Origin of the sequence: Pseudomonas sp. FW305-28 (genome assembly GCF_017351395.1) — a bacterium.
GTDB lineage: Bacteria > Pseudomonadota > Gammaproteobacteria > Pseudomonadales > Pseudomonadaceae > Aquipseudomonas > Aquipseudomonas fluorescens_AA.
This window is the reverse complement of record NZ_JACNDD010000016.1, coordinates 46,854-66,107: the sequence shown is the minus strand read 5'-3', so window position 1 is coordinate 66,107 and position 19,254 is coordinate 46,854. Positions and strand designations below refer to the sequence as shown.

Genomic DNA, 19,254 nt, shown 5'->3' with positions numbered 1-19,254 from the left:
CGCCACCGACCTGTTCGATGCAAGCACCATCGCCCGCTGGGGCCAGCACTTGCTGCACCTGCTCGACGCCCTGCTCGACGATGCGACGCAGCCGCTGGCGAGCCTGCCGTTGCTGGATGACGCGCAGCGCCAGCAACTGTTGGAAACCTTCAACCCGGCCGGTGCTGCCCTGGACGAAAGCCCGAGCCGCTTCCCTCACGTCGTGTTCGAGGCCCAGGCGAGCCTCACCCCGGACGCCGTGGCGCTGGTCTGCGCCGGGGAGACCCTGAGCTATGCCGAACTCAACGCCCAGGCCAACCGCGTCGCCCACGGTTTGATCGCACTGGGTGTGCAGCCCGACGACACCGTCGGCCTGTGCGCGCGCCGCAGCCCGCACATGCTGATCGGCCTGCTGGGTATCCTGAAAGCCGGCGCGGCCTATGTGCCGCTCGATCCGCAGTACCCGGCGCAACGGCTGGCCCACATGCTGGCCGACAGCAAGCCGCGGGCCCTGGTCCACCAACCCGGCCTGGACGAGTTACCGGTGCCACAAGGCCTGGCGACGCTGGAACTGGGCAGCGCGCCCCTGGCCCAGGCCCCGACCCACAACCCTCAGGTGAAGGGACTGGGGTTCAGTCACCTGGCCTACGTGATCTACACCTCCGGCTCCACCGGCTTGCCCAAAGGGGTGATGGTCGAGCATCGCGGCTTGCGCAACCTGCTGGACTGGTACCTCGAAGACCTGGCGTTCCACGCCGGCGACGCGGTGCTGCTGGCGTCCTCCTACAACTTCGACCTGACCCAGAAGAACATCCTCGCACCGCTGATGGTCGGGGCCACCCTGCACCTGGCCGCCGAACCCTTCAACCCCGGCGCCATCGTCGCCCAGGTCGCCGAGGCCGGGATTACCCACCTCAATATGTCGCCCAGCGCCTTCCACGCACTGGTGGACGCCGACCACGGGCAAGCCCTGGCCTGCCTGAAACGGGTAGTCCTGGGGGGCGAGCCGATCCAGGTCGCCATGTTGGAAAAACTCGCCCAGCCACGGCCGACGGTGATCAACAGCTACGGACCGACCGAGTGCAGCGACGTGGTCGCCTGGTACACCGCCGACAGCGACCTTGAGACCTACCGGCACCAGTCGATCCCCATTGGCCGGCCAGTCCGAAACATGCAATTGCACGTGCTGGACGCCCACGGGCAACTGCTGCCAGTGGGCGTGCCCGGCGAGATCCATATCGGCGGTGTCGGTGTAGCCCGCGGTTACCTCAACCTGCCGCAACTCAGCGCCGAACGCTTCATCGCCGACCCGTTCTACGGCAAGGCCGACGCACGCCTGTACAAGACCGGCGACCTCGGCCGCTGGTTGCCTGACGGCACCTTGCAGTACCTGGGGCGCAATGACGATCAGGTGAAGATCCGCGGCCTGCGGGTCGAACTCGGGGAAATCGAAGCCGCCCTCGCCGCACTGGCGGGTGTACGCGAAGCCGCCGTCATCGCTCGCGAGCATTCGTCCGGCCAGCGTCTGGTTGCCTACCTGTGTGGCGAACCGGCCGCCGCCGGGCAATTGCGCACCGAACTGCTCAAGCGCCTGCCCGAGCACATGGTGCCCAGCGCCTTCGTCGTGCTCGACACCTTGCCGCTCACACCCAATGGCAAGCTCGACCGCCGCGCCCTGCCCGAACCGGATCAGGACGCCTACGCCAGCCGGGCCTTCGAGGCGCCCACGGGTCGCGTCGAACTGATCATTGCCGGGATCTGGCAAGCCCTGCTGGGTGTCGAGCGCATCGGGCGTCATGACGGCTTCTTCGAGCTGGGCGGCCATTCGCTGCTGGCGGTCAGCCTGATCGAACGCCTGCGCGAACAAGGCTTGCACGCGGATGTCCGGGCGATCTTCAGCAGCACGTCCCTGGCCGAACTCGCCCAAGCCCTGACGAACGCCCCACAACCGGCGTTCCAGGCACCGGCCAACCGCATTCCGCCCGCGTGCACCGCCCTGACCCCGGACATGTTGCCGCTGGTGGAGCTGACCGCGGACCAACTCGAACGTATCGTCGGCGCCGTACCTGGCGGTGCCGCGAACATCCAGGACATCTACCCCCTGGCACCGCTGCAACAGGGCATCCTGTTCCATCACCTGCTGGGGCACGAAGGCGACGCCTACCTGGTGCGCTCGATGCTGCAGTTCGACAACCGCCAGCGCCTCGATGCCTTCACCGCCGCCTTGCAGCAGGTGATCGATCGCCACGACATCCTGCGCACCTGCGTGCATTGGGACGGTTTGCCTCAACCGGTGCAGGTCGTACAGCGCCAGGCGCGCTTGCCGGTGCACAGTGTTTCCCTCGACAGCCACAAGGCCCCCCTCAGCCAGCTCGAAGCCCTGAGCGATCCGCGGCAACTGCGACTGGATCTGCGCCAGGCGCCGCTGATGCGTGCCTGCATCGCCCAGGACCCGCATTCCGAGCGCTGGATGCTGGCGCTGCTCAACCACCACATGGCCAGCGACCACGTGACCTTGGAAATCGTCCTGGAAGAAATCCACGCGATCCTCCATGACCAAGCCGAGGGCCTGGCGGCACCGCAACCCTATCGTGACTTCATTGCCCAGGCCCAGGCCGTCCCCGCCGACATCCACGAAGCCTATTTCAGTCGCCGCCTGGCCGATGTGGATGCACCCACCGCGCCCTTCGATCTGCTGGAGGTACAAGGCGACGGCCGTCACATCAAGGAAGCCAATGTGACCTTGAGCGTCGAGCTCAACCTGCGTCTGCGGGCCCTGGCCCGGGAGCGGGGCATCACCCCGGCGACGCTGTTCCATGTCGCCTGGGCGCAGGTACTGGCCCGCTGCACCGGCCGCGATGATGTGGTGTTCGGGACCGTGGTCGCCGGGCGCCTGCAAGGCTCGGCCGGGGCCGAACGGGCCTTGGGCGTGTTCATCAACACGCTGCCCGTGCGCGTGCCACTGACCGCCGGCGCCCACGAACAGGTGCTGGCCACTCATCGAGACCTGGTCGAACTGCTGACCCACGAACAGGCCTCCCTGGCCCTGGCGCAACGTTGCAGTGGCGTGCCCAGTGCCTTGCCGCTGTTCACCACCTTGCTCAACTATCGGCACCAGCGCGACGACAGCCAACTGCAATGGCCCGGCATGCGCATCCTGGACAGCGCCGAGCGGACCAATTACCCGTTGACCCTGTCGGTCAACGACTACGGCGACTCCCTGGGCCTGACCGTGCAAAGCGTGCAGGCAGTGGACCCGCAGCGCATCTGCGCCCTGATGCAACGGGCGCTGGAGCAACTGGCCCAGGCCTTGATGTACACGCCTCGGGTTCCACTCACGCAGCTGGACGTGCTGCCTGCCCAGGAGCGCACCCTGCTGCTGGACACCCTTAACCAGACCGAGGTGGATTACCCGACTGGCCTGTGCATTCAACAGCTGTTCGAAGAACAGGTTCGCCGCACGCCAAACGCCTGTGCATCCCTCGACGGCCGCCAATCCCTCAGTTATGCCGAGCTCAACGCCCAGGCCAACGGCCTCGCCCAGCAGTTGATCGCGGCTGGCGTCCTGCCGGGGGATCTGGTGGCCATCTGCGTCGAACGCGGCGTGGCGATGATCAGTGGCCTGCTAGGAATCCTGAAGGCCGGGGGCGCCTACGTGCCGCTGGACCCGACCTACCCCGCCGAGCGCCTGGCCTCGATTATCGAGGACGCCAGGCCGCGCCTGTTGCTGGCCGACCCGGTCGGTCGCGCGGCCGTGGGCACATTGCAGGAAGGCACTCGCTACCTGGCCATCGAACGGGCGCTGGCGACACCGTCGAACAGCCGCGATCCTCAACCCGATAGCGTCGGCCTGACGCCAGAGCACCTGGCCTATGTGATCTACACGTCCGGCTCCACCGGCAAGCCCAAGGGCGTGATGATCGAGCACCGCAACCTGGTGACCTCGACACTGGCCCGGGGCACGGTGTATGGACCGGCGACCGGCAAGCGCTTCCTGCTCTTGTCGTCGATTGCCTTCGACAGTTCCGTGGCCGGGATCTTCGGCACGATGGTCAGTGGCGGCACCTTGTGCATCCCGGATGCCGAAACCGCCCGCGACCCCGAGGCCATCGCCCGCTTCATTGGCGAACAGGCCGTCACTTCGCTGCTGTGTGTGCCGTCCCTGGGCCGCCTGGTGCTGGCAAGCCTTGCCAGCGGTAACGGGCACGGCAGCCTGCAAGAGATGATCGTCGCCGGCGAAGCCTGTCCCGCGCAGTTGGTGCAGGCATGTACCGCCCTGGAGCCGGCGATCACTCTGTACAACGAGTACGGCCCCACCGAAGCCACCGTCTGGACCACGGTGCATCGCTGCACCGCCGCGGACCTGGGCACGGTGCCCATCGGGCGGGCGATTCCCAACAGCCGCCTGTACGTGCTCGATGAACAGCGCCAGCCGGTACCGCTCGGCGTGCCGGGCGAACTCTACGTGGGCGGCGCGGGGGTTGCCCGCGGCTACCTGGACCGGGCGGCACTGAACGCCGAACACTTCCTCAGCGACCCGTTCGCCCCGGGCGACGAGCCACGGATGTACCGCACCGGCGACCTGGTGCGCCTGCGCGCCGATGGGGTAATCGAATTCCTCGGGCGTAACGACCAGCAGGTCAAGATCCGCGGTTTCCGTATCGAACCCGGTGAAATCGAGGCGCTGATGCTGACCCTGCCGGGGGTGCGCGAGGCCGCGGTTATCGCTCGCGAAGACACCCCGGGGGCGACGCGCCTGGTGGCTTACCTGAGCGTCGAGCCGCACCTGGCTGGCCGTAATGCCAGCAGCACGCTACGGCCTTACCTGACTTCGCAGTTGCCGGACTACATGGTCCCGGCGGCGTTCGTGGTGGTCGAGCGGCTGCCGTTGAGCCCCAATGGCAAGCTGGACCGGCGCGCCCTGCCCGCGCCCGGCAATGAAGACTTTGCCCGTCGCCAGTACGAAGCGCCCAACGGTGAAACCGAGACGCTGCTGGCACAGCTCTGGGCCGACTTGCTGGGCCTGGAACGCATCGGCCGGCACGACGACTTCTTCGAACTCGGCGGTCACTCGCTGCTGGCGGTGCAAGTCACGCTCCGGGCGCGGGAAATCTTCGGTGTCGAAGTGCCGCTCAGGGGCGTGTTCGAACACCCCTCGCTGCTGGCCCTGGCCGACCTGATCAACACCCTGCAACTGGCGCAGTACGAGTCGGATGAATTGCTCGACCTGCAACAAGAAATGGCTTCGCTGTCTGAAAGCGAACTGCTCGCTATCGTCTCCAAGGATGCTTAATAAATTGAACGAACATAACGATAGTCTCGACCAGTTGAAACGTGCCGCCCTGCTGCGACTGCTCAAGCAACGTGGCGCGACGCGTGTCATCGAAACCGTTGCCGACGACATGCCCTGCGTCGACCGCGCCGCACCGCTGGCACTGTCGTTCGCCCAGCAGCGGCTGTGGTTTCTCGACCAGTTGGACCCGACCGCCAGCGCCGCCTACCACATACCCGCCTCGTTGTTGCTGCAAGGTGCCCTCGACCAGGCGGCCCTCACGGCAGCCCTCGATCGCCTGGTGGCACGGCATGAAAGCCTGCGCACCACTTTCCGCCGCGAGGGCGAACAGCCGGTGCAAGTCATCGCCCCGGCCGATTGCGGCTTCAGCCTCGTGACCCATGACCTGCGACACCTGCCCCGGGAGCAGGCCGCAACCGAGGCCGCACACCTGAGCGAAAACGCCGCCGCGGCGCCGTTCGACCTGCTGCACGGGCCGCTGATCCGCGGCACCCTGCTCCGCCTGGCGGACGATGAACACCGGCTGCTGATCACCCAGCACCACATCATCTCCGACGGCTGGTCCATTGGCATCCTGGTCAAGGAATTCGCGAGCTTGTATCAGGCATTCAGCGCGGGGCAGCCCGACCCGCTGCCGCCGCTGACCCGGCAGTACGCCGACTACGCAGCCTGGCAGCGCCAGCACCTGGAAGGCGAGCGCCTGGAGCGACAAGTGGAATTCTGGCGCGCCCACCTGGCCGGCGCCCCGGCGCTGCTTTCATTGCCGACCGACCGGGCGCGTCCGGCGGTCCAGAGCTACCGCGGCGAAACCCTGGGCTTCGACCTGCCGGCGTCGTTGTCCGCCGCCATCGTCCAGTTCGCCCAGTCCCGCGCCGCGACACCGTTCATGACCTTGATGGCTGCCTGGGCGGTCTTGCTGGCCCGCATCAGCGGTCAACAGGACCTGGTGATCGGCACCGTCGCCGCCAACCGCGACCGCCACGACGTGCAGGCGCTGATCGGGTTCTTCGTCAACACCCTGGCCCTGCGCGTGCGCCTGGAAGCCAACCCGACCCTTGACCAGGTACTGCAGCAGGTCAAGCAATTGATGCTGGAATCCTCCACCCAGCAGGACACCCCATTCGAACTGGTGGTCGAGGCCCTCAAGCCTGCGCGCAGCGCCAGCTACAGCCCCGTGTTCCAGACCATGCTCTACACCAATGCCGCAGGTGCCGGGGGCCAGTTGCAGTTGCCGGGGCTGAACCTGGAGTTCCTGCCCTCGCGCAAGGACAACACCCAGCACGACCTGTCCCTGCACATCGACGAAGGCGGCCCGAGCCTGTCCTGCAGCCTGTCGTATTCCACCGCGCTGTTCGACGCCGCCACCATCGAACGCCTCGCCGCGCGCTTCGAGCGCCTGTTGCACTGCTTTACCGATGCCCCCGACACCCGTATCGGTGCCCTGGAACTGGACCCGCCCCAAGCCTTGCCCGAGGTCACCGCACAAGTCTCCGGGCCAGGACAGACCCCGCTGTCCTATCACCAGGAGCGGCTCTGGTTCGTCGATACCTTCGAAACCGGCTACCTGTACGACGCCAATCCGGTCTATCACAACATTGCGTTACTGCTGGAGTTGACCGGTGAGATCAATCAACCGGCCCTGCAAACCGCCCTCGACGGCTTGCTGGCCCGCCACGACATCCTGCGCTGCCGGATATTGAGCGACGGTAGCCGGGCCTGGCAACACTTCGACGGCCCGGCCAGCCTGACGCTCGAACTGATCCAGGGCAACCCCGACGACTTGCCGGGCCAGGCCCTGGCCGCGACCCGTCGCCCGTTGCACATGGACGGCGGCAGCCTGGTACGTGCCAGCCTGGTACGGGCAAGCGATCAGCATGGGATCCTGGCCATCGCCGTGCACCATCTGCTGGCCGACCGCAGCGCCATGCAGTTGCTCAAGCGCGACCTGCTGGCCCTCTACGAAGCCGCCTGCGCCGAGCGCAGCGCCGACCTGCCGGCATTGCCGCTGGGCTACGGCGACTTTGCCGCCTGGCAACGCAACCTGCCGGCCACCGCGCTGGAAAACCTGCGGGCCTATTGGGCCTATCAACTGCGCGGCAAGCTGCAAGCCCTGGAGCTGCCCCTGAATCGACCCCGGGCGGCGGTGCATGTGTTTGCCGAAGCCACCCACGGTTTCACCCTCGAACCGGCGCTGGCGCGGCGCCTCGAAGCATTGGCCCGGGAAGTCGGCGTGAGCAGCGACAGCCTGGCCCTGAGCGCATTCACCGCGCTGTTGCGCCGCTACGCCGGCCACGATGAACTGGTGATCGGCACCACGGCCGCCTGCCGTGAGCCGGCCCTGCGGGATGTCATCGGGCCGCTGGACAATCTGCTGGTCATGCGTGGCCTGTGCGACAGCGACACCACTTTGCAACAGCTTTGGGAACAGACCGCCAACAACCTGACCGAGGGCCTGCGCCACCGGCACATGCAGTTCGACCAATTGGTGCTGGCCCTCAACCCGGCCAAGGACATGAGCCGCACCGCGCTGTTCGACGTGCTCTTCAATTTCCAGCGCACCACCGACCACGACACGCTGGTGGCGGGCCTGGCGGTCAATACGCTGGAAACCAACCTGGGTTATGGCAAGAACGACCTGCACCTGCTGATCACGGCCGATGAATCACACTGGGCCGGACACCTGGCGTACAACGCGGAATTCTTCGACGCCGAATTTATCCAGCAGCTGATGCGCCACTACGTGCGCCTGCTGGAAGCTTTTGTCGAGGATTCGCAGCAGCGGGTCGACGACGTCCCCCTGCTGGATGCCGCCGAACGCCAGCGACAGATCCTCGACTTCAACGACAGCGAAGCAGCCTGGCCCGAGACCCTGACCCTGCATCAGCTCTTCGAAGAACAGGTGCGTCATTACCCGGACCGCATCGCGGTCAATCTGGGCCTGGAGCGCCTGAGCTATCGACAGCTCAACGAACAGGCCAACCGCCTCGCCCACCGCCTGCGAGCGGCCGGCGTGCAGCCCCAGGAACTGGTGGCCATCGCCCTGGATCGCTCGGTACAGATGATCGTCGCCACCCTGGCGGTGCTCAAGGCCGGCGGTGCCTATGTGCCCATCGATCCGAGTTCGCCCCAGGAGCGCATCGCCTATGTGCTGCGCGACAGTGGCGCCCGCAAGGCCATCGCCCGCCAGGACATGAATCCGGCGCTGCAGGCCCTCGGCATCGAAGTATTCGATGCCGCCACGGACAGCAGCGTCAGCGCCGCCAACCTGCCCAACTTCAGTGCCGCGGACCACCTCTGCTACGTGATCTACACCTCGGGCTCCACCGGGGAACCCAAGGGTGCGTTGCTCGAACACCGCAACGTCGTGCGCCTGCTGCACAACAATCGACTGGACTTCCAGTTCAGCGCCGACGATGTCTGGTCGCTGTTCCACTCCAATGCCTTCGATTTCTCGGTCTGGGAAATCTTCGGCGCCCTGCTCTACGGTGCGCGCCTGAGCCTGGTGCCCGAGGCCCTGCGCCGCGATCCGGTGGAACTGCTGGGTTTCCTTGAAAGCGAACAGGTGACGGTGCTGAACCAGACACCGTCGGCGTTCCTGCAACTGAGCGCCGCAGCCCTGGCGACGCCGCAGGTGGGCCTGGAACATTTGCGCTATGTGATTTTCGGCGGGGAAAGCCTGGAACTGGGCAAGCTCGACGCCTTCCACCGTGCCTTCGGGCATGTGGCGCTGGTGAACATGTACGGCATCACCGAAACCTGCGTGCACGTGACCTACAAGGCCATTGGTGCGGCGGACATCGCCGCCGGCGTCTCCAATGTCGGGCGGCCGATTCCGACCACCGTGGCCTACGTGCTCGACGCCCGTCAACGGCTGCTGCCGGTGGGTGTGGCCGGTGAAATCTGCGTCGGCGGGCTGGGTGTGGGGCGCGGCTACCTGAACCGTCCGGCCTTGAGCGCCGAACGTTTCATTACCGACCCGTTCCGACCTGGCGAACGACTGTATCGCTCAGGAGACCTGGGCAAGCTGCTGGACAATGGTGAAATCGTTCACCTGGGCCGGATCGACGCCCAAGTGAAGATTCGCGGTTTCCGCATCGAACTGGGGGAGATCGAAGCCAAGCTGCTGGCCTGTAACGGCGTGCGTGAAGCGCGGGTGTTGGCCCGCGAAGACGCGAGCCAGGGCAAGCGCCTGATCGCCTACCTGATCCCTGAGACGGGCGCGGTGCTGCAAGTGGCGGCATTGCGCAAGCAGTTGGGGGCGACCCTGCCCGACTACATGATTCCGAGTGCCTTTGTCAGTCTGCAGGCCTACCCGCTCACCGCCAACGGCAAGCTGGACCAGGACGCACTGCCGGCACCGGACCTGGACGCCATGTCCGAGCGCGGTTATGCCGCGCCCGAAGGTGCCGTCGAAGTGGCCCTGGCGCAGATTTTCCAGGAATTGCTGGGTCTGGAACGCGTGGGCCGCAGTGACAGCTTCTTTGAATTGGGCGGGCACTCGCTGCTGGCCGCGCAACTGGTTTCCCGAGTGCGGCAACAGTTGGGCGGCGAACTGATGCTGCGCGAACTGTTCAGTCATCCCACCGTGGAGGAACTGGCGCGGGTCGTCGGCAACCTGCAAACCGTCAGCACCGAGACCATCGGCATCGCCGACCGCACCGCACCGTTGGCGCTGTCGTTTGCCCAGCAACGCCTGTGGTTTCTCGACCAACTCGATGCAAACGCCAGCACCGCTTACCACATGCCCGCGTCCTTGCTGCTGCGCGGCGATCTCGACCACGCCGTGCTCAAGGCTGTCCTCGACCGCTTGGTGGCGCGTCACGAAAGCCTGCGGACCACCTTCGATCGTCATGGCGAACAACCGGTGCAGATCATTGCCCCGGCAGACTGCGGCTTTGCCTTGGCCGAGCAGGATTTGCGCAGCCTGCCTTATGAGCAGGCCAGCATCAGCGCCTCTCGCATGGCCGACAGCGAGGCCGCGGCGCCGTTCGATCTGCGCCAGGGACCGCTGATTCGTGGGCGGCTGCTGCGCCTGGCCGACGACGAACACATTCTGCTCATCACCCAGCATCACATCATCTCCGACGGTTGGTCGGTGGGTGTCCTGGTCAAGGAATTCGCCACTCTTTATCGGGCCTTCAGTCAACACCAGGCCGATCCGCTGCCCGCGCTGTCGGTTCAATATGCCGATTACGCCGCCTGGCAGCGCCAGGTTCTCGACAGCGAGCGCCTGAGCCACCAGGCCGACTTCTGGCGTGAGCAGCTTGGCGGCGCGCCGGCGCTGTTGTCCTTGCCCACCGATCGCCCGCGCCCGGCGGTACAAAGCTACCGGGGTGGCGACGTCAGGGTGAACATCGCTGCGCCGTTGCGCGAACGCCTGGAACGTTTTTGCCAGGCACACAACGTCACCCTGTTCATGGCGTTGCTCAGTGCCTGGTCGGTCCTCATGGCACGCCTGGGCAACGAACCAGACGTCGTGATCGGCGTACCGACGGCCAACCGTGGCCGCACCGAAACCGAAAACCTGATCGGCTTCTTCGTCAACACCCTGGCCTTGCGGGTAGACCTTGGGCAAAACCCGAGCGTGGCGCAGTTGCTGGAGCAGATCAAACAAACCACCCTGGCGGCCCACGAACATCAGGACATTCCTTTCGAGCAAGTCATCGAAGCCTTGCAACCACCGCGCTCCCTGAGCCACAACCCGCTGTGCCAGGTCGCCCTGTCGCTCAACAATACCCCTGGCGGCGTTGAACTGAGCCTGCCCGGCCTGACCCTGGTCCCCGTGGCCCAGGCCCATGAAACCTCGCAGTTCGACCTGATGCTGACACTGGACGATGACGGTGGCACGCTGGGCGGCGTGATCGAATACGCCAGCGACCTGTTCGACCATCGCACCGTGGAACGCTTCGCCCAGCACTTCCAGACCCTGCTTGAGGCCATGATCGAGGACCCCGCACAGCCGGTGCTCGCCCTGCCGCTGCTCACCCCGGCACAGCGCCAGGCCTCACCGGCGACGCTGCCGCCCAAAGCCGTGTTCGCGGCGCAACTGCTGATTCATCAACGCTTCGAACAGGTCGCCGCCGCCCAGCCCCACGCCACCGCCCTGGTCCTGGGCGAACGCGAACTGAGCTATCAGGCACTCAACCGCCGCGCCAACCGCATCGCCCGTGAACTGCTCGCCCAAGGCGTACGGCCCGATGACCGGGTAGCGATCCTGGCCCGCCGCGGGGTGGAAATGGTCTGCGCGGTGCTGGCCGTGCTCAAGGCCGGTGCCGCCTACGTGCCACTGGATCCGGCCTACCCCAGCGAACGCCTCGGCTACCTGCTCGACGACAGCACCCCGGTGGCCTTGCTGGCCCAGCCTGACTGCCTCGCCGTGCTGCCCGAGCATGCCGTGCCGGTGGTGCACCTCAAGGATTACGTCGCCACAGACGACCTGACAGACGTGTCCCTGGACCACAACCTTGAAGCCAGGGCGCTGGGCCTGACGCCGCGGCACCTGGCCTACGTCATCTACACCTCGGGGTCCACCGGGCTGCCCAAGGGCGTGCTGGTGGAGCACGGCAATGTCGCACGGCTGTTCGATGCCACCGCCGGGTTGTTCGACTTCGACCAAAACGACGTGTGGACGCTGTTCCACTCCTTTGCCTTTGACTTCTCGGTCTGGGAAATCTGGGGCGCATTGAGTTACGGCGGCAAGTTGGTGATCGTCCCGAGCGACGTGGCCCGTTCCCCCGATGATTTCTATGCCCTGGTCTGCCAGCAGCGCGTCACGATCCTGAACCAGACGCCGAGCGCCTTCCGCCAGTTCATCGAGGCCCGCGAGCGCAGCGACCAGGAACATACCCTGCGCGAAGTGATCTTCGGCGGCGAGGCTCTGGACTTCCGCAGCCTGCGCCCCTGGACCGCACGCACTACGTTGGCCCGTACCCGTCTGGTCAACATGTACGGGATCACCGAAATCACCGTGCACGCCACTTACTACCCGATCAGCCAGGTGGAAATCGACACCGGCGCGCCAAGCCTGATCGGCCCGCCACTGCCGGACCTGTGCCTGCGTATTCTCGACGAGTACCGGCAACCGGTGCCGGTGGGGGTCAATGGCGAGATCTACATCGGCGGTGCCGGTGTGGCCCGGCATTACCTCAATCGCGACGTGCTGAATGCCGAGCGGTTCATCGGCGATCCGTTCGCCGTGGAGCCTGGCGCAAGGTTGTATCGCACCGGCGACATCGCCCGCTACCGCGCCGATGGCGGCGTGGTCTACGTGGGCCGCAACGACTCGCAGATCAAGATCCGCGGCTTCCGTATCGAGCTGGGGGAAATCGAAGCGCAACTGCTCGATTGCGCCGATGTCCGCGAGGCGCTGGTGATCGTGCGTGAAGACCGTCCCGGCGACAAACGCCTGGTGGCCTACCTGATCGCCCATGAAGGGACCGCCCCGGACTCCTCGGCCTTGCGCAGCCAGCTGGCCAGCGTACTGGCCGAACATATGGTGCCCAGTGCTTTCGTGACCCTGGAGGCCTGGCCGCTGACCACCAACGGTAAGCTCGACCGCGCAGCCCTGCCGACACCGGACTTGTCTGCCACCGCGAACCAGCACTACGAAGCACCGCTGGGGGAGATCGAAGTGACGCTGGCCAGCGCCTGGCAGACGTTGCTCGGGGTTGAACGAGTGGGCCGCCAGGATCACTTTTTCGAACTCGGCGGCCACTCGTTCCTGGTCATCAGCCTGATCGAGCACCTGCGTCAGGCGGGTCTGCAACTGGATGTGCGCACGGTCTTCTCTGCGCCGACACTCAAAGCCATGGCGGCCGTCCTCGCCGGTGGCGGCACCACCCAACAGGAGGTCCCCGCGAACCTGATCCCCGCCGATTGCACGGCGATCGTCCCACAGATGTTGCCGCTGGTGACCCTGAGCCAACAGGAAATCGAGCAAATCGTCGCCGACGTCCCCGGTGGCGCCGGCAATGTGCAAGACATCTACCCCCTGTCATCGTTGCAGGAAGGCATTCTGTTCCACCACTTGTTGCAGGCCGAAGGCGACGCCTACCTGATGCGTACCGTGGTGACGTTCGATCGCCGCCAGGTGCTCGACGACTTCCTGGCCGCCGTACAGGTGGTGATCGACCGCCACGACATCCTGCGTACCGCGTTGCGCTGGCACGGCTTGTCGCAGCCGGTGCAGGTCGTTCATCGCCAGGCGCAACTGCCCGTCATGACCTTGGACTGCTTGCCCGGCGAAGACGCCTTGCAGATGCTCCGGGACCATACGGACACGCATCATCTGCGACTGGACCTGCAACGGGCCCCGTTGATCGCAGCGTACGTCATCTACGACGAACCCCGGGCACAATGGCTGCTGGCATTGCTCGACCATCACCTGATCAGCGATAACGTGACCTTGCGCCTGATCATGCTGGAGATCCAGGCCGTCATGGCCGGCCAGGCCGACAGCCTGCCGCCGTCCCAGCCGTACCGTAACTTCATCGCCCGGGCCGCCAGCGTGCCCCAGGCCGACCACGAAGCCTACTTCCGTCACTTGCTGGCCGATGTGGATGCCACCACCGCGCCTTATGGTGTGCTCGATGTACGAGGCAACGGTGCGGGGATCAAGCGTGCGGTGAAACACTTGAGCGACGATCTCAGTGCCCAGGTGTATCGAACCGCACGCACTCAAGGGGTCCCGACCTCGGTGCTGTTCCATGCGGCCTGGGGCCTGGTCGTCGCGGGCACCAGCGGGCGCGACGACGGGATTTTCGGCACGGTGTTGTCGGGGCGTTCCCAAGGTACCGCCGGGGCCGACCATGCACTGGGGATGTTCATCAACACCTTGCCGATGCGCATTCGCTTGCAGCAGAACACCGTCAGCGACATTGTCCGCGACGCCTACCAGCAGCTCAGTGAGCTACTGACCCACGAACAGGCGTCCCTGGCCCTGGCCCAGCGTTGCAGTGCCGTGGATACGTCGCTGCCACTGTTCACCGTGATCCTCAACTGCCGCCATGGCGACCTGGTGAACGCGTCCGGGGAAAACGTCGCAGACATGGGCAGCCACGAAGGCATGCATTTCATCGCCTCCGAAACCCGTACCAACTACCCCATTGAAATTGCCGTGGCGAATGTGGGCAGCGGCTTCTCCCTGACCGCCCAATCCATCACCGGCATCGACCCGCAACGCATCGCCGCCTACCTCGCCCAGGCCGTGGCCGCGCTGGTCGAAGCCCTTGAACAATCCCCCGAACGCCTCGCCAGCGATCTGGACGTGCTCCCCGACACCGAGCGGCAATTGCTGCTGGCGGACTTCAACCACACCGCCACGGATTTCGGCACGGCGCAACCGATCCAGTACCTGTTCGAAGCCCAGGTCCAGGCCAACCCCGACGCCGTGGCCCTGGTCTGCGAAAACCAACAACTGACCTACCGCCAGCTCAACCGTCGCGCCAACCACCTGGCTCGGCAGTTGCTCGAACTGGGCGTCGAACCCGATCAGCGCGTAGCAATCTGTGCCGAACGCAGCCTGGACATGATCGTCGGCCTGTTGGGCGTGCTCAAAGCTGGCGCGGCCTACGTGCCCATCGATCCGGCCCATCCGGCCGAGCGCATGGCGTTCATGCTGCAGGACAGTCAGCCTCGGGCACTGTTGACCCAAGCGGCGCTCACCTTGCCATCCGGGGATCTACCGGTGTTCTTGCTCGATACCAGCGAATCGCTGCGAGCGGCGGACGATGCGACGCTCGATATGAACCCGCAGGTATCGGGCCTTACGGCCGAACATCTGGCCTATGTGATCTACACCTCCGGCTCCACCGGCCAGTCCAAGGGCGTGATGGTCGAGCACCGCTCGGTGTTCAACTTCTGGCAAGTGCTCACCCGCACCACCCACCAGCATTGCCCAAGCCCAGCCACCGTGGCCCTGAATGCCGGGTTCTTCTTCGACATGTCGATCAAGGGCATCTCCCAGCTGTTCTCCGGCCATCGGCTGGTGATCATCCCGCAACTGATCCGCGCCAGCGGCCATGAACTGCTGGACTTCCTCGAACAGCACCAGGTGCACGCCTTCGATTCCACGCCGTCGCAACTCGACACCCTGCTCGCCGCCGGCCTGCTGGAACGCAGCAGCTACCAGCCGGTGAGCGTGCTGCTCGGTGGCGAGGCCATCAACGCCGCGACCTGGGAGAAACTGCGCAACTGCCCGAGCATCCGCTTCTACAACATGTACGGCCCGACCGAATGCACGGTGGACGCCACCATCGACCTGATCCGTGACCTGGGCGAGCGTCCGAGCATTGGTCGGCCGATTGCCAACGTCCAGGTGCACGTGCTTGACACCCACGGCCAACCGACGCCGTTGGGCGTTGCCGGTGAGCTGCACATCGGCGGCGCCGGCGTGGCCCGGGGTTACCTGAACCGGGCGGAACTGAGTGCCGAGCGTTTTATCACCGATCCGTTCAGCAGCGAACCGAACGCGCGCCTGTACAAGACCGGCGACCTCGGTCGCTGGCTGGCCGACGGCACGCTGGAATACCTGGGGCGCAATGACTTCCAGGTGAAGATCCGTGGATTCCGTATCGAGTTGGGCGAGATTGAGAATGCTCTAGTGGCCTATCCAGGTATCCGCGAGGCCGTGGTCATTGCGCGGGAAGACAGCCCGGGCGACTCGGACAGCAAGCGCCTGGTCGCCTATGTCTGCGGCGACCCGGTCCCGGCCGAGCAACTGCGCAGCGCGTTGTTGAGCGGCCTGCCCGAATACATGGTGCCCAGCGCGTTCGTACACCTCGATGCCCTGCCCCTGACCGCCAACGGCAAGCTCGACCGTCGCGCCCTGCCGGCGCCCGGCCAGGAATCCCTGGCGAGCAAAACCTATGAGGCGCCCGAGGGCGACACTGAAATCGCCATTGCCGAGATCTGGAAAGGATTGCTGCACCTGGATCAGGTTGGCCGTCACGACGGCTTCCTCGAGCTGGGCGGCCATTCGCTGCTCGCCGTACAGTTGCTCTCGCGGCTGCGACGCAAGCTGGGTGCACGGGTGACCTTGCGCGAACTGTTCGACGCGCCGACCGTGCGCGGCCTCGCCGCCCTGGTGCACGGGGCGTCGCCCACCGAGGCCGTGTCGATTCCCTTGGCCAATCGCGCGGGACGACTGCCGTTGTCCTTTTCGCAACAGCGGTTGTGGTTCCTCGATCATCTGGACCACGCGGCCGGTGCAGCCTATCACCTGCCCCTGGCCCTGAGCCTGAAGGGGGTGTTGGACAAGGCTGCGCTGCAAGCGACCCTCGACCGCCTGGTGGCGCGCCACGAAACCTTGCGCACGCGATTCGAATTGGTGGACGACGAGCCACTGCAAAAAATCGCCCCGGCCGACTACGGCTTCCGCCTGGAGCAGCAGGACCTGCGTGCAATGGCCCCCGCTGAACGCCAGGCCACGCTCGAGCATCTCGGCCAGATCAACGCCACGCAGTTGTTCGACTTGCACAGCGGGCCACTGATGCGCGGCCACCTGGTGCAAGTGGCCGATGACGAACATGTGCTGTTCATCACCTTGCATCACATCGTTTCCGATGGCTGGTCCAACAGCGTCCTGGCTCGCGAGGTCAGCGTGCTCTACAACGCCTTCACTCAAGGCCAGAAAGACCCGTTGCCGCCCCTGGCGCTGCAATACGTGGACTACGCCGCCTGGCAACGACAATCCCTTGAAGGCCCGGCGCTGCAAACCCAGATCGACTTCTGGCGGCAACACCTGGAAGGTGCGCCCGTGCTGCTGAACCTGCCGCTGGATCGTCCGCGCCCGGCGATACAGCGGTATACCGGTGGCATCATCGAGTGCAGCTTTTCGCCCACCCTCAGCGCCGATCTGCGTACATTCAGCCAGGCCCGGGGCACCACGTTGTTCATGGTGCTGCTGGCGGGCTGGTCAGTGTTGATGAGCCATCTGAGCGGCCAGGCAGATGTAGTGGTCGGCACGCCGGTGGCCAACCGTCAGCGTCCGGAGCTGGAAGCGTTGATCGGTTTCTTCGCCAACACCCTGGCATTGAGAGTCGCCACCGAGCGTGATACCCGCATCGACGAGCTGCTGGGGAAAATCAAGGACCTGACCCTGGCCGCCTACAATCACCAGGACCTGCCCTTCGAACAGGTGGTGAGCGCCCTGCAACCGACTCGCAGCATGAGTCACAGCCCGTTGTTCCAGGTGATGCTGAGCCTGGACAACACGCCACCGGCACCGTTGCAGTTGCCCGGGCTTGAGGTGCAAACCCTGGCAAGCCCCCACAACACCACACAGTTCGACCTGTCGCTGTCCCTGATCGACAATGGCGAACGCATCGCTGGCAGCCTGCAATACGCCAACGACCTGTTCGACCTGCACACCGTGCAGAACATCGCCGGATTGTTTGCCAAGGTCCTGGAAAACCTGGTGACCGACGCACAGCAATCCATCGGCCAGTTGTTGCAGGACACGCCGCCGCTGGAGCGCTCGGCCACTGCCGTCGTCCAGCCCGTCATCGCTGAAGACGGTCCCGTGCCGTTGCCTTATGAAGCGCCTCAAGGGGATACCGAGATCGCCATCGCGGCTCTCTGGCAGGACCTGTTCAAACAGGAACGGATCAGCCGCCACGACGACTTCTTCAGCCTCGGTGGTATTTCGCTGATGGCGGTGCAAATGGCCTCTCGCCTGCGCAAAGTCCTCGGGAAACCGATCGCCGTGCGGGACCTGTTCGTCGAGCCGACCATTGCCGGTTTCGCCAGGACCCTGGATGGCCAGTCCCGGCCCGGCGTCCAGCGCAATCTGGTGCCGATCCGCCGCACCGGCGCCCAGCGACCGCTGTATCTGGTCCATCCCCTGGGCGGTGAAGTGCAATATGCGCGGGACCTGGCGCCAACGCTCGATCCCCAGATACCGGTCTATGGCTTGGCCGCCAGTGGCTTGGTGGCGGGCGAGGCCCCGCTGTCCGATGTGCCGGCCATTGCAACGCGTTACCTGACGGCCATCCGCCAGGTCCAGCCGCAAGGTCCGTACCGGATCGCCGGTTGGTCGGCCGGTGGCCTGATCGCCTATGAAATGGCCCGTCAACTGCAGGCCGGCGGTGAGGCCATAGAGTTCCTCGGCATCATCGATACGTCGACCCGTCCAGACCCGGTGCCCGAGCCATCGATCAGTGAAGCGCAGTTCCTGATGGCCTGGCTGCCCGAGGGGATCGACCCTGATCTGCTCCGGCAACTGACGGCGCTGGCGGAAGACTCTGCCATCGAGGCGATGCTGACACTGTGCATGACCCATCGCCTGCTACCGGAGGAGTTGCCCGATGACATCGACGCTGCCCTGCTGCGCACGCACTTGGGCGTTGCCTATGCCACGCGGCTGGCTATCGGCAGCTACGTCAGCCCGCCCAGCCCGCTCACGGTGTCGTTGTTCACTGCAAAAGATCAGCAACGCAGCGACCCGACCCTGGGCTGGCGTGCGTTGCTGCAGGATCAGGTGAACGTGACGGCCCTGCCCGGCACCCACAACACACTGGTCAAGGCGCCCCACGTGGCCCGGCTGGGCGAGGCGATTTCCCAGGCCTTGAAAACCGCCACGGTGTCATGACAGCCCCGGGCTGTCCTGCGAGCAATTCGCTGGGCAGCCCGAGGTGTGGAGGCTGATCCATCGTCATCGCGAGCAAGCTCGCTCCCACAGGGGATCCGAGGTGTTCATGAAGCTTGCATTCACCACAGGCCCCCTTGTGGGAGCGAGCTTGCTCGCGATGGCGGCGGCACAGCCGACATCGGCACACGCTGACCCCGCTTCGCGAGCAAGCCCCACAGGTTTCATCCCTGATCCGCGGGCCGGAATGTCCCCGTTTTCCGCTACAGACGTTTCCTACCTGCAACCGCTTAAATACCCCCTCAAGCTGAATCGTTTTTTGTGGATGGAGTCCACAGGCGATGTCCGGTCGCCCGCCGATCAGGACTGTTACCCACCGCACGATCACTCTAAAAGG

General features: G+C 65.5%; 2 protein-coding genes. Both read left to right on the top strand.

The features are described 5' to 3' along the window. Positions 1-5,272, top strand: a 5,272-nt coding sequence (locus tag J4E53_RS06170) for a non-ribosomal peptide synthetase (protein ID WP_207268116.1), incomplete at its 5' end; no start/stop codon positions are given. Between the two features lie 4 nt (positions 5,273-5,276). Next, entirely contained in the window at positions 5,277-18,860 is a 13,584-nt protein-coding gene (locus tag J4E53_RS06165) for a non-ribosomal peptide synthetase (protein ID WP_207268115.1), read from the top strand. The last annotated feature ends 394 nt before the right edge of the window (positions 18,861-19,254 follow it).